We start from the raw sequence: 20,652 nt of genomic DNA on the forward strand, positions 1-20,652 counted from the left end.
CCCGACGCCTATGCTGATTCGCAACAAGCTGATGCTGCGCTTTACGCTGCTGGTGCTCGGCATCCAGCTCAGCTTTTCCACGTTCATCTACTTTTTCCACGCCAATGCCCGGGCCCAGCGCTTCGAACACCGCCTGGCCAACAGCGCCACCCTGGCTGGCCGCCTGCTGGTGCGCACCCACAAGCTGGAAAAGGGCATCATGGGCACCCTGCGCCGCGACGACCTGCTCATCCTGCCCCGAGAGCAAATCAGCATCTACGGCCCCGACGACGTGCTGCGCTATAGCAGCGACGACCGTATCGACCAAACCCTGAACCGGCGGCGGCTGGCGGGGCTGACCGCCGGCCAGCAGGTAACCTACCCCCACCAGGGCCGGCGCGAAACCGTGGGGCTTTCGTTTGCCCATCCGCCCCACGGCCACTACCGCATTTTCGTCTCGGCCGAAGACCGGGTAGGGTGGGCGCAGCAGCGGCAGCTGGGTTTGCTGCTGCTGCTGGGCAACGTAGGCGCCCTGGCCACTGCCATTGTCGCGGGCTGGTTTTTTGCCGGTTCGGCCCTGCGGCCCATTTCACGCGTCATCCGGCAAGCCCGGCGCATTTCGGCTACGAGCCTGGGGCGGCGCCTTTCCGAAGGCAACGGGCGCGACGAGCTGGCCCAGCTCAGCCGGGTAATCAACCACATGCTGGCCGGGCTGGAAAAGGCTTTCGACGTGCAGCGCAGCTTTCTTTCGCACGCCTCTCACGAGCTGCGCACCCCACTCACGACGCTGACAGGCACGCTGGAAACCGCCCTGGAGTACGACAAGACCCTACCCGAAGCGCGGCAAAGCCTGGCCCAGAGTCTGCAGGCCGCCCGCCACCTGAGCGCCCTTACCAACGGCCTGCTCAACCTGGCCCGGGCCGACGGCGCCCTGCCGGCCTTTGCGCCCGTGCGGCTGGACGAGTGCCTGAACCTGGCTCTGGAGTTTGCCCGTGCCAAGTACCCCGGCCGGGAGTGGCGGCTCTCGTTCGGCGAATTCCCGGCCGACACTGAGGGCGACCTGTTCATGCTGCCCGGCAACGCCGAGCTGCTGACCACCGCCATCCTGAACCTGCTCGACAACGCCGGCAAGTACTCGCCCGGCGCGGTGCGCACCGAGTTGGCGTACAGCGACGCGCAGACGCTGCGGGTGCGGGTGCAGGATGCCGGCCCGGGTTTGTCGGCGGAAGAGCTTCAGCAGATCTACGAGCCCCTATACCGCGCCACGGGCGCCCTGGGCCGCCCCGGCTACGGCCTGGGCCTGCCGCTCACCCAACGCGTGGTGCAGCGCCACGGCGGCCGGCTCGAAATCACCTCGGCTCCGGGGCAGGGCACCACGGCCACCATGTGGCTGCCGGCCGCGCCGCTGTAGGCCGCGGGGCAGTTGCGGAGCAGTAATCCAACTTTATTGTCATCCTGAGCGCAGCGAAGGACCTTATCACGTCAGAACAAGTCGTTCGAACGTGATAAGGTCCTTCGCTGCGCTCAGGATGACGTTCTTTTTATTCTGCCTTAAACAAGGGGAGTTGTGGCTCTCATGTTTTCTCATACGCTTCTCATCTCATTCTCATGTTGGGGCGGGTCCTTTGTGGCACGTTTCACTAGGCTTCGGCCGCCCCACTGCGATGACCGGCTCTGAATCCCGTTCCCTCAACTTTCTGGCGCTGCTGCTCGGCGGGGTCCTGGCGCTGTCGCTGGGCCTGAACGGGCTGCTGCTGGCCGCCCGGATTGAGGACTGGCCCGACGACGTGAGCGCCGAACTGGCCGCTACTACTGCCGACCTGCACCAGACCCAGCGCCTGCTGGCCAGCTGCCAGCAGCACCAGCAACGCCAAGACAGCCTGCTCATCCTGTCGCGCAACCTGGTCGCCGGCAAGGTTCTTCCCTTCAAATAACCGCTACTCTTTTTCCGATGAACCAGCCCTCTTTTAAAATGCCCCTGCTCACTTTATGGACCAGCCCCCGGGCTGCGCTGCGCCAGCGCCTGTGGGGCGGCGTGCTGCTCGCCGTCCTGGCCGCTGGCGTCAGCAGCTGCTCGGTAGAAGGCAAGACGCCGGAGCAGCCCGCCGCCCCGGAGGTGCTGCCCGTAGTGGCCCTCAAAACCACCGAGCAGGAGCTGTTTCACGACTACGTGGCCGACGTGCAGGCCGTGCGCAACGTGGAGGTGCGGGCCCAGGTAGCGGGCTTCCTCGAACAGATTTTCGTGGACGAGGGGCGGCCGGTGAAGAAAGGCCAGCCGCTGTTCCAGCTTAACGCCAGCGCCCACAAGAACCGGCTCAGCCAGGCTCAGGCCGCGCTGGCTGGTGCCCAGGCCCAGGCCAGCGCCGCCCGCGTCGAGCGTGAGCGGGTGCGGCTGCTGGTGGAGGAAAACATCATCGCCAAAACCGAGCTGGCGTTGGCCTCAAGCAAGGTGAAGGACGCCGAGGCCCGCGTGGCCGAGGCCCGGGCCGGGGAAGCCGCCGCCCGCCTCAGCCTGGGCTACACCCTGGTGCGGGCCCCGTTCGACGGCATTATCGACCGGATTCCGCTGAAGCGGGGCAGTGTGGTGGAAGAAGGCACGCTGCTGACCACGGTCTCGGACCTGCACGAGGTGTACGCCTACTTCAACGTGGGCGAGGGCGAGTACCTGCAGTACGTGAAAGCCCGGCAGCAGCACCCCGACCGCCACTCCGACTCGGTGCGGCTCACGCTGGCCGATGGTTCGGCGTACCCCATCCCCGGCCACATCGAAACCACCGAGAGCGAGTTCAACCCCAACACCGGCTCGCTGGCGTTCCGCGCCCGTTTTGCCAACCCCCAACGGATGCTCAAGCATGGCGCCTCGGGCCGCATTCGCCTCACCACCACGCTGCCGGCCGCCCTGCTGCTGCCCCAGAAGTCGGTGTTCGAGATTCAGGATAAAAACTACGTCTACGTGGTGGATGCCCAGGGCGCGGTGCACATGCGCAACTTCGTGCCCCAGACGCGCACCGGCGACTTCTACGTGGTGAAGCAGGGCCTCAAGCCCGGCGAGCGGGTGGTATACGAGGGCGCGGCCAGCCTCCGCGACGGGCAGCGCATCCAGCCGAAAGCCGTGCACCTGGATTCGCTGCTGGCCCTGGCGGCCCGGTAACCCCGGCCCGGCTCCGGCCGCCCCCGCTCCTCAACTCTTCTTTCTGAACCAACCCGCTGGCTCTTCGCTGAGCCGGCGCTCCTTCCCATGTTCAATATCTTCATCCGACGGCCAATACTCTCGCTGGTAATTTCGGTGTTCCTGGTGCTGCTGGGCGGGCTGGCCTTGTTCACACTGCCCATCACGCAGTTTCCCGACATCGTGCCGCCCTCGGTGACGGTGACGGCCAAGTACACCGGCGCCAACGCCGAGGTGTGCGCCAAGGCCGTGGCCACGCCGCTGGAGCGCGCCATCAACGGCGTGCCGGGCATGACCTACATGAACTCGGTGAGCTCCAACAACGGCGTGACGCTCATCACGGTGTTCTTCAAAGTAGGCACCGACCCCGACCTGGCCGCTGTGGGCGTGCAGAACCGTGTGACGACCATTCTGGACGAGCTGCCGGAGGAGGTTATCAAGGCGGGTGTGACGACGGAAAAGGAGGTAAACTCCATGCTGCTCTACCTCAACATCACGAGCGACGACAAGGCCGCCGGCGAGAAGTTCATCTACAACTTCGCCGACATCAATGTATTGCAGGAGCTCAAGCGCATTGATGGTGTGGGCTTTGCTGAAATCATGGGCTCGCGCGAGTACTCCATGCGCGTGTGGCTGAAGCCCGACCGCATGGCGGCCTACGACGTGGGCACCGACGAAGTGGTGGCCGCCATCCGGGCCCAGAACGTGGAGGCCGCGCCGGGCAAATCGGGCGAAAGCTCGGGCGCCGAAAAGGCGCAGTCGATGCAGTACGTGCTGCGCTACACGGGCAAGTTTTTCGAGCCCGACCAGTACCGCAACATCGTGGTGCGGGCCAACGCCGACGGCTCGGTGCTGCGCCTGCGCGAGGTGGCCGACGTGGAGTTCGGCTCGCTCACCTACAGCATGGCTTCCAAAACCGACGGCAAACCCTCGGCGGCCATCATGCTCAAGCAGCGCCCGGGCTCCAACGCTTCGGACGTCATCGCCAACGTGAAAACGCGCATGGCCGAGCTGCAAACCAGCAGCTTCCCGCCCGGCATGAAGTACAGCATCGCCTACGACGTGTCGCGCTTCCTCGACGCCAGTATTCACGAGGTAATGCGCACGTTGTTTGAGGCTTTCCTGCTGGTGTTCGTCATCGTGTACCTGTTTTTGCAGGACTGGCGCTCCACGCTGATTCCGGCGCTGGCCGTGCCCGTGGCCCTCATTGGCACCCTGTTTTTCATGCAGACGCTGGGCTTCTCAATTAACCTGCTCACGCTGTTTGCGCTGGTGCTGGCCATTGGCATTGTGGTCGATAACGCCATTGTGGTGGTGGAAGCCGTGCACGCCAAAATGCAGGAAAAGCACCTGCCGGCGCGCGCAGCCACCTTCGAGGCCATGGGCGAAATCAGCTCCTCGCTCATTGCCATCACGCTGGTGATGTCGGCGGTGTTCATCCCGGTTTCCTTCATGGAAGGGCCCGTGGGCGTGTTCTACCGGCAGTTTTCGCTCACGCTGGCCATTGCCATTGTCATTTCGGGTATTAATGCCGTGACGCTCACGCCGGCCCTGTGCGCGCTGCTGCTCAAGCACACGCCACTGGCGGAAGGCGAGAAGCCCAAGGGACTAATGGGTCGCTTTTTTGCCGGATTCAACCGGCGCTATGAGGCGCTGGCGGGGCGCTACCAGGGCCTGCTGCGGGCGGTGGCCGGGCGCCGCGTGGTGACGCTGCTGGTGCTGGCGGGCTTCTGCGCCGCCACCTGGGGCGTGAACAAGATTCTGCCCTCGGGCTTTATCCCGACCGAGGACCAGGGCATGGTGTACGTGAACGTGACCACACCCGCCGGCGCCACCGTGGAGCGCACCGAGGCCGTGCTCGACGAAGTGCAGCGCATTGCCAGTAAGCTGGGGCCGGTAGAGTCGGTATCGACGCTGGCCGGCTACAGCCTGGTGAACGAGGTGGCCGGCTCCAGCTATGGCATGGGCATGATTAACCTCAAGCCCTGGGACCAGCGCGAGCAGTCGGTGGCCCAGTTCATTGCCGAGCTGGAAGAGAAAACCAAGGGCATCAGCGACGCTGACATTCAGTTTCTGCCGCCGCCCACAGTGCCGGGCTTCGGTAACAGCAGCGGCTTTGAGCTGCGTTTGCTGGACAAGTCGGGCACGGGCGACTTGCAGAAAACTGCCGCAGTGTCGCAGACTTTCCTCACCGCTTTGCGCAAGGACCCGGCCATCGGCGGCGCCTTCACCTCGTTCGACCCCAACTTCCCGCAGTACCTGATTCACGTCGACCAGGACATGGCCGCCAAAAAGGGAGTGACCATCGACGCGGCCATGAGCACGCTGCAGACGCTGATGGGCAGCTATTACGCCTCCAACTTCATCCGCTTCGGGCAGATGTACAAGGTGATGGTGCAGGCCGGCCCCGAGTACCGCAGCCGCCCCGACGACCTGCTGGCTTTGCACGTGAAAAACGACCGGGGCGAGATGGTGCCCTTCTCCACCTTCGTGAAGCTGGAGCGCGTCTTCGGCCCCGACCAGCTCACGCGCTACAACATGTACACCTCGGCTATGCTCAACGGCGACGCCGCTCCCGGCTACAGCTCCGGCGACGCCATCACGGCCATCGAGAAGGTAGCGGCCAAGGAGCTGCCCCGCGGCTACGCCTACGAGTGGAGCGGTATGACCCGCGAGCAGATTCTGAGCGGCGACCAGGCCCTGTACGTCTTCGGCGTGGTGCTCATCTTCGTGTACCTGCTGCTGGCGGCGCAGTACGAAAGCCTGCTGCTCCCCCTGCCCGTGCTGCTGAGCTTGCCCACCGGCGTGTTCGGCGCCTTCCTCAGCCTAAAGCTGCTGGGACTGGAAAACAACATCTACGCCCAGGTGGCGCTGGTGATGCTGGTGGGTTTGCTCGGTAAGAATGCCATTCTCATCATCGAGTTTGCCGAGCAGCAGCGCCGGGCCGGAGCTTCGGTGCTCGATGCCGCCGTGGAAGGGGCCGTGTCGCGCCTGCGGCCCATCCTGATGACCTCCTTCGCCTTCATCGCGGGCCTGATTCCGCTGGTCATTGCCAGCGGGGCCGGGGCCCTGGGCAACCGCTCCATCGGCACGGCGGCGGCGGGCGGCATGCTCATCGGCACGCTGTTCGGCATGGTGCTGATTCCCGGCCTGTACGTGCTGTTTGCCTCCTTCGAGAAAGTGAAAAACTTGGAGGCCGACGAGCCGGCGGAAGCGGAGGAAGTGCGGGAGCGGGAGCTGGTGGCGCATTAAGCCTCACGGGACCCCTCCGGGGCCGGCCCCCTTCCCTCGCTTAATGCGCGACATGGGGGAGAGGGGGAGCCTGACGACTTCAATCGGACTTCAATTATTGAACTGAGCTATTGACTAGAGCTAAAAACTAGTCCCCCTCTCCGAGGGAGAGGGGGTTAGGGGGTGAGGCCCACCCCAGCACAAAACCCTGACCTGCCATGCGCCTGCTTTCAGCCCTTCTTTTCAGCCTTACCCTGCTAGCTACCAGTTGCCGGGTGGCGGCCCCGGCCGAGCCCACGGCCGGGGCGCCGCTGCCGGCGGCCTTCACCCCGCGCGCGACAGCCACCGACACGCTCCACGCCGGCGCCCAGCCCTGGCGCCAGTTTTTCCAGGACCCCGCCCTGACGGCCCTCATCGACACGGCGCTGCGCCAGAATCTGGACCTGCAGCTGGCCCTGCAGCGCGTGGAAACTGCCCGGGCCCAGTACCTGGCCCGCCGCGGGGCGCTGCTGCCCACGGTGTCGGCCGCTGCCTCGGCCAGCGCCGACCGGTACGGCCGCTACACCCTCAACGGGGTGGGCAACTTCGACACCAACCTGTCGCCCAACATCGATGGGCCGCAGCGCATTCCCGGGCCGGTGACGCCGGAGTTTTTCGTGGGGCTGCGCAGCTCCTGGGAAATTGACCTTTGGGGCAAGCTGCGCCAGCGCCGTCAGGCGGCCTACCTGCGGGTGTTGGCCTCGGAGCAGGGCCGCCACCTCGTCACAACCAACGTGGTAGCCGAAGTGGCTCGCCTCTACTACGAGCTGCTCACGGCCGACAACCAGCTGGCCGTGCTGGACCGCAACACGGCCCTGCAGCGCGAAGCCCTGGACCTGATGCGCGTGCAGAAGCAGGCCGGCCGGGCCACCGAGCTGGCCGTGCAGCAGTTTGCGGCCCAGGTAGCCCGCACCGAAAGCCTGGCCCACGAAGCCCGGCAACGCGTGACCGAAGCCGAAACCGGCCTCAACCAGCTGCTGGGGCGCTACCGGCGCGCCATCACCCGAGGCCGGCCGCTGCCCGGGCAGGTACTGCCCGAGCGCCTCAGCGCCGGCGTGCCCGCCACGGCCCTGCTGCGCCGGCCCGACGTGCGCCAGGCCGAGCTGGAGATGCAGGCCGCCCGCGCCGACGTGGCCGCCGCCCGGGCCGCCTTCCTGCCCGCCCTCACCCTCACGCCTTATGTGGGCTTCAACTCCTACCGCAGCGCCAAGCTCTTCGACCCGGCTTCGCTGGCCTACGGGGCTCTGGCCGGCCTCACGGGCCCGCTGCTGAACCGGGCCCAGTTCAAGGCCGACTTCCGCCTGGCCACGGCCGGCAGCTACGAGTCTTACTACCGCTACCAGCAGTCGCTGCAAACCGGCTTCCGCGAAGTGGTGAACGGCCTGCAGGGGCTGGAAAACTACCGCGCCGCCGCCGCCGCCCGCCAGCAGGAAGTTGAGTTGCTGAGCCGGGCCGTGGCCACGTCCAACAAGCTGTTCGTGGCCGGCTATGCCACCTACCTCGAAGTTATTACCGCCCAACGCAGCGTGCTCGAAGCCGAGCTGAGTCTGGCCGAGTCGCGCCATAGCCAGCTGCTGCAGAGCGTGGGTTTGTACCGGGCCCTGGGCGGGGGCTGGCAGTAGTTGATTTTTATTTTTTGCCTGCCTGATACCATGACTACCGACCTGCTAACCCGCCACCTGATGAAAACCCTGCATTCACCGTCCGATATCTACGTGACCCGGCTGGACTACGCGCGGCTGATGGAACTGGTGCAGCAAGAGCACCCGGCAGTTGCGTCCCCTGCCTTGACCACGCTGGAGCATGAGCTGACCCGTGCTCATCTGGTTGATTCCTACGATATTCTACCGGATGTAGTGACCATGAACTCCCGCATCAAGCTCCGGGATTTGCACAGCATCGACGAGTTGGAAATCACCTTGGTATACCCGCCAGATGCGGACCTAAGCCGCAACCGCATTTCCATCCTCAGCCCGGTGGCCATTGCCGTGCTGGGCGCGCGGCTGGGCGACAAAGTGCGGTGGCCCGCTGCGCAGGGCCCGGCCAGCTACTGGGTCGAAGCCATTCTGCACCAGCCTGAAGCGGCCGGCGACTGGCACAGCTAGGGCCAGGCAGCAATCCAATTGGGCCGGCTATTGTTCCCTGCCTTGCCGTCGGCGTCCGGCCTGAGCCGCTATTCACTTCTTTGCTGTCTTCAGGTTCAATTTCGCGGCTTTTGCTCAGCCTGAAATATGAGTTAACCTTCTCACCCTGAGCCAACCAATATCCATAAAGCATGCCCACGAACAAGGCGTTTTTCACCTCGCTCGTGGGCGTACTGCTCACAGATAGTATACGCAGAGGCCAGCTACGACCACTGCTCTTTGGGGCCCAGTAGCTAACGGCGCTTCCTCTGGCTCCTGAGCATCTGACTGGAAACGGGATTCAGACTGAGTACCCGCGCACGCAGATGCGCGGACTGTTGTGTCTCAAATAGCTTAAGCGCTGCTTATTTATTTCTTTCCTTTGATAATCTCGTCTACCACGGCCGGGTCCAGCAGCGTGGAGGTGTCGCCGAGGTTGCTGGTTTCGCCTTCGGCCACTTTGCGCAGGATGCGGCGCATGATTTTGCCCGAGCGGGTTTTGGGTAGCCCCGCTACCAGCTGAATTTTGTCGGGCTTGGCAATCTTGCCGATTTCGGCCACCACCGTTTCAATAATGCTGGCCTCGATGTGCTGGCGGTCGGCTTCGCGCTCCGGCAGGGCCTCGCCCAGAATCACGTAGGCGTAGATGCCCTGGCCTTTCACATCGTGCGGGTAGCCCACCACGGCCGATTCGATGACGTGGCTGTTCTGGTTGATGGCGTTTTCGATTTCGGCCGTGCCGAAGCGGTGGCCCGACACGTTGATAACATCATCCACCCGGCCGATAATGCGGTAGAGGCCCTGCTCGTCGCGGCGGGCACCGTCGCCGGTGAAGTAGTAGCCGGCGTACGGCGCAAAGTACGTCTGGCGGGCGCGCTCATGGTCGCCGTAGGTGGTACGAATGATACCCGGCCAGCTTTGCTTGATGGCCAGATACCCTTCCTGGTCGTTGCCTTCTATTTCCTGGCCTTCCTGGGTGAGCAGCACGGGCAGCACCCCGGGCAGCGGCAGCCCAGCGCGGGCCGGCACCGAGGGCGTAATGCCCGCCAGCGCCGAAATCATGATGCCACTGGTTTCCGTCTGCCACCAGGTATCTACGATGGGGCACCGCTCCTTGCCCACGTGGGTATGGTACCAGTGCCAGGCCTCCTCGTTGATGGGCTCCCCCACCGAGCCCAGCACCCGCAGCGAGTCGAGCGAGTAGCTGAGCACGTTGTCCAGCGGCGCGGCCATCAGGCTTCGGATAGCAGTAGGTGCGGTGTAGAAAATCGTGACGGAGTGCTTGTCAATCACCTCCCAGAAGCGGCCGGCATCGGGGTAGGTGGGAATGCCCTCGAACATGAGCGAGGTGCTGCCGGCCAGCAGGGGCCCGTAGAGCAGGTATGAGTGGCCCGTTACCCAGCCAATGTCGGCCGTGCACCAGTAGATGTCATTTTCCTCTATCTGAAACACGTTGCGGAACGTGTAGTCGGTCCACACCATGTAGCCGGCGGTGGTGTGCACTACGCCCTTGGGCTTGCCGGTGCTGCCCGAGGTGTAGAGAATAAACAGCGGGTCTTCGGCGGCCATTTCCTCGGCGGGGCAGGTTTTGGCTACCCCCTCGGCTTCTTCGTGGTACCATACGTCGCGGCCCTCCTCCATCTGCACGGGCCAGCCCAGGTGCTCCACCACAATCACGCGGCGCACCGAGGGGCAGATTTCCAGGGCTTCATCTACTACCCGCTTCACCGGAATCTGCTTGGCGCCCCGGTTCAGGCCGTCAGCCGTGAGCACCACGGTAGCTTGGGCATCGTTCACCCGGTCGGCAATAGCGGTGGCCGAGAAGCCGGCGAAAATAACGGAGTGCACCGCCCCGATGCGGGCGCAGGCCAGCACCGCAATAGCCAGCTCCGGAATCATCGGCATGTATAAGCACACCCGGTCGCCTTTTTCCACGCCGTTGTTGTGCAGCACGTTGGCAAACTGACACACGCGCTGGTGCAGTTCCCGGTAGGTGAGGCGCATGTGCCGCTCCTTGGAGTCATTGGGCTCCCATATCAGGGCTAGCTTGTTGCCGCGCGTGGCCAGGTGGCGGTCGAGGCAGTTTTCGGTGATGTTGAGGCGCGCTCCGGCAAACCACTCATTTTTCCCGGCCGACATATCGGAGCTGAGCACCTTGTCCCACTTGCGGCGCCAGGTGAAGGGCGCGGCCACCGAGGCCCAGAACTCCTCGGGGTGATGAATGCTGAGGTGGTAGGCTTCGTGGTAGCCTTCGATGCTACGGATGCGAGGGTGCTTAGCGGGCGTTTCGGGCATGGGAACGGTGACGTTTTGAGGTGGTGAAGTTGTAAATAAAGTTTGATAATGGCGCATGGTTGCCCTACGAATGGCCGGCCGCCAGCAGCTCTTTCACTTTGTCCATGAGCTGGCGGGTGCTGAAGGGCTTGGGCAGGTAGAGGTCGGCGCCGGCCTCGTAGCCTTTCTGAATGTCGGCCTCCTTGCTTTTGGCCGACAGAAAGATAACGCGGCTGGTGGCCCGGTCAGCGCGCTGGCGCAGGTGGCGGCACACCTGGTAGCCGTCCACGTCAGGCATCATAATATCAAGCAGCACCACGTCGAAAGCCGTGCGGTCGATGGCCTCCAGGGCTTCGGTGCCGTTGCGGGCAATGCTGACGGAGTAGCCGGCTTTGCGCATCAGGAACTCCAGGGACATGACGATATTCGGCTCGTCGTCGACAATGAGAATGTGAGGAGGCATCATTTCAATTAGTAATTCAGAATTAGCAATGAATAACTCTGACGAGGACACGTATTCCAGGCCCAACTATTTATCAGCCCGATAATCTGACAAGTAGAAGCAGTTGACAAAAGCGCATGACTGCTTAAATAATTACTCATTCCTAATTATCAATTACTAATTAACCAGCGGCAGTTCCACCGAGAAGCAGGCGCCGTGGCCGGGCTGGCTTTCCACCCAGATGCGGCCGGCGTGCAGCTCCACTATCTTTTTGGTGATGGCCAGCCCCAGCCCCGAGCCCTCGGGCTTGCGCATGGTCTGGTGGCGCGCCTGGAAGAACTTGTCGAAGATAAGCTGGTGAAACTCCGGGTCGATGCCCTTGCCGTTGTCCTGCACCGCGAGGCGCAGCAGGTCAGTCGTGGCCTCCACTCCTACCGCAATGCGGCCGGAGCCATCGGCGCGGCAGGATTTTACGGCGTTGGAGAGCAGGTTCACCAGCACCTGCATCAGCCGGTCCCGGTCGCCGGGCAAGTGCGGCAGGCCGGGCGGTACGGCCAGGTCCAGTTGGATGTGCTTGTCGCGCAGCAACTGGCCTACGGCTTCCAGCGCGTCGGTTACTACATCGGCTACATCCACCGGCATTAGGTCCAAGGTGGCCTTGCCCGACTCGTACTTTTCCAGGTCCAGCACCAGCGTAATTAGCCGCCCCAGCCGTTCCGATTCCCGGGTGATGGTGAGCAGAAACCGTTGCCGCTCCTCTTCTTCCAGGTCGGGGTTGTCGGTCAGGATTTCGGCCAGGGCCCGGATGCTGGTAAGCGGAGTGCGCAGCTCGTGCGTGACGGTGTACAGAAACTCATCCTTGTGCTGATCCAGCTCCTGCAGCTGGTCGTAGGCAGCCTGCAGCTCCTGCGTCAGGCGCTGGAGCTGGCGCTGCTGCTTCTGGAGCTGGCGGTTGGCTTCGAGCAGCTGCTGACTTTCCTTGAGAATGCCCACCACGTTATCGAAGCTGATGTCCTCCACTCCCACCGAGGAGCGCAGCAGCAGCCGGGCCGAGGCAGGCCCAATAGAGCCGGCCAGCAGCTTTTCGGCGTAAGCCAGCAGGTGCGGGTCGGCCTGGGGCGGGGTTGTGGAGTCCGTCAGGTGAGCTTCGGGAAATTGTTCCTGAAAAGCCCGTAGGGCCTGGGTGGTGCGCTTTTTCCCGAGGAAGCCGGTGAGCAGGGCGCGCACGTCGGGCAGGGGCGCGGCGCTGTGCCAGCCGGCCGGCCCCTCGAAGCCGGAGCCGTGCCGGAATACGTCCACGAACACCTCGGCCTGCCGCTGCTCCAGGGCCGTAGGTTGCCGCCCGAGCGAGACGCCCACGTACAAGCCCAGGTTGAAAAACCAGCTCCAGAACAAGCCGTGCGAAAGGTAATCCAGCCCGTCAAGGCCAAACAGGGCAAATGGCCGCAGCCAGCTTTGGTTGAATAGCCCACGCGTGAGCAGGTCGGCAGCCAGCATATCGGGCCCAACGAGTGTGGGCAAGACCAGGGTAAAAAACCAGATGACGAACCCCGCCAGGATGCCGGCCGTAGCGCCCTGGCGGGTGCCGCCCTTCCAGTAAAGCCCGCCCAGCACCACCGGCACAAACTGCGCCACCGCCGCAAACGACACCAGCCCGATGTTGACGAGCGGCAGCAGGTGGCCCACCACGGCGTAGTAGCCGTAGGCCAGCAGCAGCACCAGCACCACGGCCAGGCGGCGGCTGTGCAGGGCTACCTGCCCCAGGTAGGCAAACCACCGGGCACCCTCGGCGCGGGCAGCGGGCACGCGCACCAGCAGCGGCATCAGCAGGTGGTTGCTCATCATCACGCTCAGGGCAATGGTTTCCACGATAATCATGCTGCTGGCCGCCGACAGCCCGCCCAGGTAAATGAGCAGCGCCAGCCACGGGTGGCCCGCCTGCAGGGGCAGCGCCAGCACAAAGGTATCGGCGTCGAAGCGCCCGTCGGCGTCGAGCAGGCGGCCGCCAAAGGCCAGAGGCAGCACAAACAGGTTGATGATAATGAGGTAGAGCGGAAACAGCCACATGGCTTTGCGCAGGTGGTCCTCGTTTACGTTCTCCACCACCGAAACCTGAAACTGGCGCGGCAGCAGCAGAATGGCGGCCATACTCAGCAGCAGCAGCGTGAACCACTGCCCCGGCGTGGTCCCGGCCCCGTCCAACGTAAACAGGCGGCGAAGCTCCGGCAACGCGGCGGCCTGCTCGAATACATCGGCAAAGCCCCCGAACAGGCCGTAGGTTACAAAGAGACCCGCCGCCAGAAAGGCCACCAGCTTCACCAGACTTTCCAGGGCCACGGCCAGCACCATGCCTTCGTGCCGCTCGGTGGCTTCGATGGAGCGCACCCCGAAGATGATGGTAAAAAACGCCAGCGCCACCGTGGTATAAAAGGCCGAACCCACCCCGGCCGAGGCCGCTTGCGCCGGCAGGGCCACGCTGACCGGCTGCGTCAGGATGTCGAAAGAAGCCGCAATGGCCTTTATCTGGAGGGCAATGTAGGGCACCACGCCCAGCACGCACACCACCGTAACCAGAGCGCCCAGGGAGGCACTCTTGCCGTAGCGGGCCGAAATGAAATCGGCAATGGAAGTGAGGCGCTGCCGGCGGCAGATGCGGATAATCTTGCGCATTACCAACCAGTTGGCCGGGGCCATAAGCGTAGGTCCCAGGTAGATACCCACAAACTCCAGCCCGAAGTGCGCCGCCCGGCCCACGGAGCCGTAGTACGTCCAAGCGGTGCAGTACACGGCCATGCTCAGGGCGTACACGTAGGGGTTGCTCACCAGGCTCCGCCGAGCCGCCGACCGGCGCTCCGCCGCGTACGCCACCCCAAACAACAGGGCGAGGTAGCCGAAGGAAAAGCCAAGAACCAGCCAGATGGGCATTTATTTGACAATTAGTAATGAACAATCAGTAATTAATATCTCAGGAGAGGCCGAAGCCAATCAGGAGCACGAAAGCCCTGCGTTACAAACGAATACCTAATTCCTCATTACTGATTATCAATTACTAATTCTTCGTTGATCTTACCAGCCAGCCGGTGGCCAGCACCAGCGCAATCCAGGCCAGGAGCACGTAGAGGTAGAGCACCGGAATGCCGGCTAGCCGCGCATCGTGATTGAAGACCCCCAGAAACGGGAAGTTGAGCAGCACGGCAAACAGCAGCCCCACGAAGAGCAGCCGCTGCCCGCGCCGCTGCTCCGGGCGCTCCTGCGGGGAAATAGGTGGCATAAATACGTTAGTTGAGCGTTGCTAACTTGCGGGTTGGGAGGCTATAGTATTCACCCTGTAACGCCAGCCTCCAATTCCTAGTGGCGCGGCATCCGGGTCATGCGAAGTCCGCCGGGCCAGCGGCACGACGGACTTCTCGATTTCACGAATTCACTTTATCACCGCTAGTCCATGATGCGCACGTTGCGCACATCCCGCATGTAGATGACCCCAATCACGAAGCAAACGAAAGCCACCAGCACCGGATAAGCCAGCCCAATCAGGCTGCTATGGTCTTTGGCGAAGGTGCCCTCGGGCTGAGTGGCGGCCCACACCCCTATCCAGGTGGCTACCAGCGGCACAAAGCCCCCGAATACGCCATTGCCAATGTGGTAGGGCACCGAGAGGCTGGTGTAGCGCACTTTGGTAGGAAACAGCTCCACCAAGTAGGCCGCAATGGGCCCGTACACCATCGTCACGAACAGCACCAGGATGAAGGTCAGCGCAATCATGGCGGGGATGTTGGGCGTGAGGGCCTTCATGACGGCGGGCACGGCTTTGCCGGCGGCATCCACGGTGGCAGGGGTAATTTCGGTGATGGGGCCGGCAAATGCCTTGATGCCGTAGAACAGCGGAATGGTGAACAAGGCCCCGCAAATCATGCCCGTCATGATGATGCGCTTACGGCCGATGCGGTCGGACAAGCTGCCGAAGTACACGAACAGCGGCGTGGCCAGCAGCATGGCCACTACCAGAATGGTACTGGAATCCACGAGGTCCATCTTCAGGGTATTATTCATGAAGGAATAGGCCTGAAACTGGCTGGTGTAGAAGATTACGCCCTGGCCCATCGTGACGCCGAACAGGGCAATGAGCACCAGGCGGCGGTTTACGGGGTTCACGAAGGAGTCGCGCAGGGGGTTGGTGCTGGTGGTGCCGGCGGCCTTGGCCTTGGCAAACAGCGGCGACTCGTGCAGCTTGCGCCGGATGTAATACGAGGCTATAACCAGCAGGCCCGAGAGCAGGAACGGCACCCGCCAGCCCCACTCCTTGAAGGCTTCCTCGCCCAGAATCTTGCGCGTAATCACAATCACGGAAATGCTCAGAATCAGCCCGCCGGTGGCCGTAATCTGGATGAAGCTGGTAAAGAAGCCCCGCTTTTTATCGGGGGCATGCTCGGCCACGTAGGTAGCGGCCCCGCCGTACTCCCCGCCCAGGGCCAGGCCCTGTAGTAGGCGCAGCACCACCACAATCAGCGGGGCCGCAATACCGATTTTATCGTAGCCCGGCACCAGCCCGGTCACGAATGTGGCCCCACCCATAATCAGCAGCGTCACCAGGAAAGTGTACTTGCGCCCGATCATGTCGCCGATGCGGCCGAAGAACAAGGCCCCGAACGGCCGCACCACAAAGCCCGCCCCAAACACGGCCAGCGCCCCCAGCAGGGAATCTTCCAGCTTGCCCGTGGCCCCAAACAGCACCGGCCCGATAATGGCGGCCAGCGACCCGAAAATGTAGAAGTCGTACCACTCGATGACGGTGCCCACCGAGGAGGCGGTAATCACCTGCCAGATTTTGCTGGACGAAACGGCGTTGTTGTCGTGGGTTACGGATTCGTCGGCAGCGGGGCTGCCCACGGGCGCGGCACCGGCGTAGGCAGCCGCGTCGCGCTGGGGTAAGTTCTGGTGCATACTCTTGGGGGAATTTGGAGTGGAAGGTTCGTTTTGCGGGACTGGTAGCGGGTTTTCAGCAAATCGTCACGCTGAATTTTGGGTCATGCTGAGCGAAGCCGAAGCATCTCTACCGCTTCGTCCGCAATGATTCAATACAGCGGTAGAGATGCTTCGACAAGCTCAGCATGACCATTGATTTTTGAATCAAATAGCCTGCTTCTTACAGGAAAATCTGCGTCTGGAGGGTTATTTCGGGCTTGTAGTCCACACCGTTGATGGTGCCGGTGGTAGGCACGTAGCCCTGGAAGTCGGGGCGGGCGCGGTAGTTGAGCGTCACCTTGGCGTTGTGGCCATCAAGCAGCAGGTTCACGCCGGCATCGTACACGTTGGCACTTTTCGTGTCGCCGTTGCTGGTGCGCAGGCCCTCGTAGCGGCTGTGCAGGTAGGCCACGTAGGGCTGCAGCCGGGCTTTCGGGCCCAGCAGCTTCTGGGGCAGCAGGTAGCCGGCCTGCCCGTAGAACGAGTTGCCGGTGCCCGACTGCGGCACGGCGTTGCCGCGGGTCGGGGCCGTGCCGTAGCCGGGGTTTTCGGGCCCTACAAAGCGCACGTGGTTCGGGCCCATGTCGTAGTTGTAATACACGCCGTACAGCGTAATGGCCGTGCGCGCAGTTGTATCCAGGGGCACGTCGTAGAAGGCGTCTACACCGAACAGCTTCAGATCGTGCTTGCGGGTAGCTACCTGCCCGAACGGGTCGGCCGCTACGACGGGCGTCACCGGCACGGCGCTGGAAGTCGCCCGCGAGTACATGGCGTCCTTGTTGTAGAGGAAGCCCGCGCCCACGGAAAACACGCGCTTGGTGCCCAGGTAGGTACCGGTATAGTACGGCAGCAGGTTGGCTTCGGGCTCCAGGAAGTTGTAGCTCACGTAGCCCTGGTACACGTGGCTGGTATTCTGCGGGCTGTAGGCGGCAATGCCGGTGCCGGTGCTGGTGACTATGCCATCGGTAGTTGTGGTAGTGCCCAGGCTCAGGGGTGTGCTGGCTTGGTTGGTCAGGAAGGCGTCGCTCACGGAAAAGCGGTAGTCCAGCTTCTGAATCCTTCCCTTGGCGTATACCCCAAACCAGCGCGCAAACTGGTCGGTCTGCTCAATGGTGGGAAAGTTGGTCAGCGGCAGGTCCATTGTCAGGATGCTGGTGGTGCTGGCGCTGGTGAGGCGAGAAATGCCGTTGAAGTAGTGCAGGCCGCCGCCCAGGCTCAGGTACTTGTTTACCTTGTACTCCGTCACGGCCTCGTGAATGAAGAACTGCGGCTTCTTGCCATCGGTGGCCGGCGCTACGCCCCCGCTCACGGCGTTCTGGTTGTTGATGCCCAGGTGGGTGTAGATGAGAAAGCGCGGGTTCAGCTGGGCAATAATCATGAAGCGCGAGCGGCGCAGGCCGAAGTCTACCTGGCCTTTCTGCGGCTTGCCGGGAGCCCGAAGCGTGCCGGTGTTGTTTTCGGTGTAGCGCGAGTACACCTGGTGCCAGGTCATAAAGCGCAGGTACTTTGAGCCGTCGGGCGAAATGTTCACCTTCATACCACCCCCGTACGGCGCCGATTTGGCGGGTGCCGCCGGCGTGGGCGGCGCGGCCGGCGCGGCGGGTGGCGGGGCCGGTTGGGCCGGGGGTGCGGGTTGCACCTGGGCTGTGGCGACCGTAGCCGTGAGCAGGGCACTCAGAGCCAGCGCATAACGAGCATTTTGCATGGTTGCGGGGAATTACGGTTAGGGGAAACTCAGATCGGATGTCCGCCACCACGACAGGATGCCGGACTGGTACTGCCAAGTAGTACAATCCCCCGCTGGAACCCACCCGCCAGCTATATTTCCGCTAACCCACTATAGCTCTAAGCCTGCTTGAACCGCTCCCACCGAATCATCATGTACTTGTCGCCCAGCTCCGTCACCATCAGGCCGGCGCTTTTCAGGTTTTCGGGCTTCTGAAAAAACTCAGCCAGCTCTTTCTGATTGAGGATTTTGTAGGTGGGATGATAGTCGGTCTGGCGGGGAGCTTTCACGCCGTATTTCTTCACCCAGTTCATCACCGACACGTGGCTTACGCCCAGCAGCCGCTCAATCTCGCGGTAGCTCACGCCCTCCATAAACAGCTGCAGGGCCTTGATGACGTAGTATGGATTGGTTTCCTTGCCCGCCTTGGCCACAGAGTAGTGGTAGCCGCAGTTCTTGCACTTGAAGCGCTGCCGCCCGCCCACTACGCCACTTTTGGTAGCTTCCAAGGATTCGCATTTGGGGCAGCGCAACTGAGACATAGGCAGAGTAAGTAAGGGCTTACCTTCGAGCTATAGGCAGTTAGTAAAGATATAGTATTTTAGCAAATAATTCACTCTATACGCCCCTATGCCGGCTCCCAAGAAGATACGTGGCAAGCGCCGCCACCTTCGTTACATTCCCAGTCTACAACCTCAACCCGAGCCGCTACCGAATGATGCGCTACAAGCGTGTAACTGCTATTACAACCAGTTAGGCCTGGGAGTCTGGCACTTTCATAGCCGATTACCACCATGGCAAATTCGGCAGCGAGCTGCAACTCACTTATTGAATACATTTTTTTCGTGGGAAGCGCAGTTGCGTCTTCAAGGTGAGAGGTACAAGTTGAGTATCCGGCTCGTTTCTCCCGAGTTTGCCCATGAATCACATGTAGAAGCCTTGATACGAGAGAGAATAGGAATGTACCCACCTATTTATGGAGACATGGTAGTAGATGGCCCCGCCTTACCACTGGAGTATCGGCAGTTGCCCGGCTCAGAGTTCCTCACTTGGACAACACACCCGTGGAATATCTTTCTCGATCTATTCGATTATCCCAATAGCTGGCCCGCCTGGGCGCTACGCAAGCCACACCGTCCTTATCAGGCCTCTGATGGAGAAGAATACTTACTGGTGCAAACCGGCTGGGTGTGGGTAGGCCAGCGGGCTGATGCCTGAATACTACCGTTCCAGCACCACGGCTAGCAGCGCATCCACAGTCAGGCCCAGGCGACGCATATCCAGCCGATCAATGGTATCAGTGGACTGGTGGTAATGCTTGTTGCGGTAGAAGGCGGTGTCGGTGAGCAGCACGGCCGGGAAGCCGAAGTGCCAGTAGTTGAGGTGGTCGGAGAAGTCGATGCCGGGCAGCCAGGCCGGAGCCTTGAAGCGTTTCACGGGAAGTGCGGCTGCGGCCCGGTAGTGGCGGGCAAACTGTCGTCCAAACCGGCCGTTGCCGAATTTCTGCGCCACCGTCACGTAGTTGCCGCGGTTGCCATACAGCCATTTCAGCGGGGCCAAGGGATAATCTTGGGTGTGCTTCCGGTCATCGTAGTAGCCCAGGGTTTCCAGGGCCACCATGCCGCGAACCGCCACCCCCGCATCGTGCAGGGCTTTGGCGTGCACATAGCTACCCATGTTTTTGGTGCGAAAAAATGGTGGTTCTTCCAGGGTATAGGCTACCACATCCACGCGGTAAGGCAACGCGGGCTGACGGCCTAGCAGCCGCGCCACTTCTAGTAGGGCCGCAACGCCGGTACCGTTGTCATCGGCGCCGGGCTGCTCCCCATACACGTCGTAGTGCGCCCCAATGATGAGGCGAGGCCCATCTGCAGGGCCAAACGAACCCAGGATATTACGGTACCCGCGACCTTCCACGGAGTAGATCTGCTCAGTAGGGCGGGCACCAACAGCGGCTAACTCGGCTTTGATGTAGTCGGCGGCCTGGTTGAGGCTCGCCAGGTGCTGGTAGTTGCGCGGCTCGGGCGTGGTGGTGAGAGCCACGATATGCCAGCGCAGCTGGGCAGTATCGGCTAAAGCACCGGTCGGACCTTGAGCTACCGCCGGGGACGTCAACAGGCCGAGCAGAGCCAAGCTCAGCAGCAGCGGCTTCATACGATTCCGGGCTGCTCCGGCTGCAGGTACTGCGGCGGCACGGCGGCCGTCAGCCACACCCCGTTGGCCGACTGGTAGAACGCAATTCCCGCCTCGTGCATAGCCCCGGCCGCCACCAGGAGAATAGCGGGCTGGCCATGGCGCCGGCCTACAGCTTCGGCCGTAGCGCGGTCGGGTGAGAGATGCACGTGCTGGCGGCTGCCCGGCCGAAGCCCTTCAGCCAGAATGCTGGCCACAAACCGGGTGGCCGTGCCGTGGTACAGGGTGGCGGGTGGCACTATAGGCGTCAGTCCCAGGTCAACTTCCACGGAGTGGCCCTGGCTGGCCCGCAGCAGCTGGCCGTCCTCGGAAAAGGCAAACCGCTTTTTGTCGTTGGAGGCTACTACTTCCTGCAGCTGAGCCAGGGAAATACTGGCGTCGCGGGCTTGCAGGGCCGCCAGGAGGTCGGCTACCGGCACCCAGCCCTGGGCATCGAGGGTGAGGCCCAGCTCATCGGGGCGGTGGCGCAGGGCGTAGCTCAGGAGCTTGCTTAGCTGGGTATTCTGCATACTGA

At 62.8% G+C, this 20,652-nt stretch carries 15 protein-coding genes; 6 read left to right on the forward strand and 9 right to left on the reverse strand.

Translation table 11 applies throughout. The features are described 5' to 3' along the window. Positions 1 to 10: 10 nt before the first annotated feature. The 6 genes from LRS06_RS00665 (at position 11) to LRS06_RS00690 (ending at position 8,523) form a co-directional block, all read left to right on the forward strand. On the forward strand, positions 11 to 1,390 hold the full coding sequence (locus LRS06_RS00665; protein WP_257869692.1) for a HAMP domain-containing sensor histidine kinase: 1,380 nt from the start codon (positions 11 to 13) through the stop codon (positions 1,388 to 1,390). A 253-nt stretch (positions 1,391 to 1,643) separates the two neighbouring features. Further along, the gene (locus LRS06_RS00670) at positions 1,644 to 1,913 is read left to right on the forward strand and encodes a hypothetical protein (protein ID WP_257869693.1); all 270 of its coding nucleotides are present in this window, start codon (positions 1,644 to 1,646) and stop codon (positions 1,911 to 1,913) included. A 17-nt stretch (positions 1,914 to 1,930) separates the two neighbouring features. Continuing rightward, the gene (locus tag LRS06_RS00675; RefSeq protein WP_257869694.1) at positions 1,931 to 3,130 is read left to right on the forward strand and encodes an efflux RND transporter periplasmic adaptor subunit; all 1,200 of its coding nucleotides are present in this window, start codon (positions 1,931 to 1,933) and stop codon (positions 3,128 to 3,130) included. 87 nt (positions 3,131 to 3,217) lie between these two features. Beyond that, complete coding sequence (locus LRS06_RS00680) at positions 3,218 to 6,400, forward strand: efflux RND transporter permease subunit (RefSeq protein WP_257869695.1); 3,183 nt, start codon at positions 3,218 to 3,220, stop codon at positions 6,398 to 6,400. Positions 6,401 to 6,597: 197 nt separating this feature from the next. Then, positions 6,598 to 8,040, forward strand: coding sequence for an efflux transporter outer membrane subunit (locus tag LRS06_RS00685; RefSeq protein WP_257869696.1), 1,443 nt, complete (start codon positions 6,598 to 6,600; stop codon positions 8,038 to 8,040). Positions 8,041 to 8,070: 30 nt separating this feature from the next. Then, entirely contained in the window at positions 8,071 to 8,523 is a 453-nt protein-coding gene (locus LRS06_RS00690) for a GreA/GreB family elongation factor (protein WP_257869697.1), read from the forward strand. Positions 8,524 to 8,910: 387 nt separating this feature from the next. On the opposite strand, the gene acs is transcribed toward LRS06_RS00690, so the two are convergent. The 9 genes from acs to LRS06_RS00735 all read right to left on the reverse strand — a co-directional run bounded on the left by acs (position 8,911) and on the right by LRS06_RS00735 (position 20,647). Further along, on the reverse strand, positions 8,911 to 10,836 hold the full coding sequence (gene acs, locus LRS06_RS00695) for an acetate--CoA ligase (RefSeq protein ID WP_257869698.1): 1,926 nt from the start codon (positions 10,834 to 10,836) through the stop codon (positions 8,911 to 8,913). A 64-nt stretch (positions 10,837 to 10,900) separates the two neighbouring features. Further along, entirely contained in the window at positions 10,901 to 11,281 is a 381-nt protein-coding gene (locus tag LRS06_RS00700; protein WP_257869699.1) for a response regulator transcription factor, read from the reverse strand. Between the two features lie 153 nt (positions 11,282 to 11,434). After that, positions 11,435 to 14,182, reverse strand: coding sequence for a sensor histidine kinase (locus LRS06_RS00705; protein ID WP_257869700.1), 2,748 nt, complete (start codon positions 14,180 to 14,182; stop codon positions 11,435 to 11,437). A gap of 124 nt (positions 14,183 to 14,306) precedes the next feature. Continuing rightward, positions 14,307 to 14,528, reverse strand: a complete 222-nt coding sequence (locus LRS06_RS00710; protein ID WP_257869701.1) for a hypothetical protein — start codon at positions 14,526 to 14,528, stop codon at positions 14,307 to 14,309. Between the two features lie 164 nt (positions 14,529 to 14,692). After that, positions 14,693 to 16,198 (reverse strand): MFS transporter, encoded by a 1,506-nt coding sequence (locus tag LRS06_RS00715; RefSeq protein ID WP_257869702.1) that lies wholly within the window; start codon positions 16,196 to 16,198, stop codon positions 14,693 to 14,695. Between the two features lie 202 nt (positions 16,199 to 16,400). Next, positions 16,401 to 17,924, reverse strand: a complete 1,524-nt coding sequence (locus LRS06_RS00720; RefSeq protein ID WP_257869703.1) for a hypothetical protein — start codon at positions 17,922 to 17,924, stop codon at positions 16,401 to 16,403. A gap of 140 nt (positions 17,925 to 18,064) precedes the next feature. Further along, positions 18,065 to 18,487 (reverse strand): hypothetical protein, encoded by a 423-nt coding sequence (locus tag LRS06_RS00725; protein ID WP_257869704.1) that lies wholly within the window; start codon positions 18,485 to 18,487, stop codon positions 18,065 to 18,067. Between the two features lie 679 nt (positions 18,488 to 19,166). Then, complete coding sequence (locus tag LRS06_RS00730) at positions 19,167 to 20,099, reverse strand: M28 family peptidase (RefSeq protein ID WP_257869705.1); 933 nt, start codon at positions 20,097 to 20,099, stop codon at positions 19,167 to 19,169. After that, positions 20,096 to 20,647, reverse strand: a complete 552-nt coding sequence (locus tag LRS06_RS00735) for an RNA 2'-phosphotransferase (protein WP_257869706.1) — start codon at positions 20,645 to 20,647, stop codon at positions 20,096 to 20,098. The genes LRS06_RS00730 and LRS06_RS00735 overlap by 4 nt, the downstream gene beginning before the upstream one ends. Positions 20,648 to 20,652: the final 5 nt, after the last annotated feature.

This window comes from Hymenobacter sp. J193 (genome assembly GCF_024700075.1).
Taxonomy (GTDB): Bacteria; Bacteroidota; Bacteroidia; order Cytophagales; family Hymenobacteraceae; genus Hymenobacter.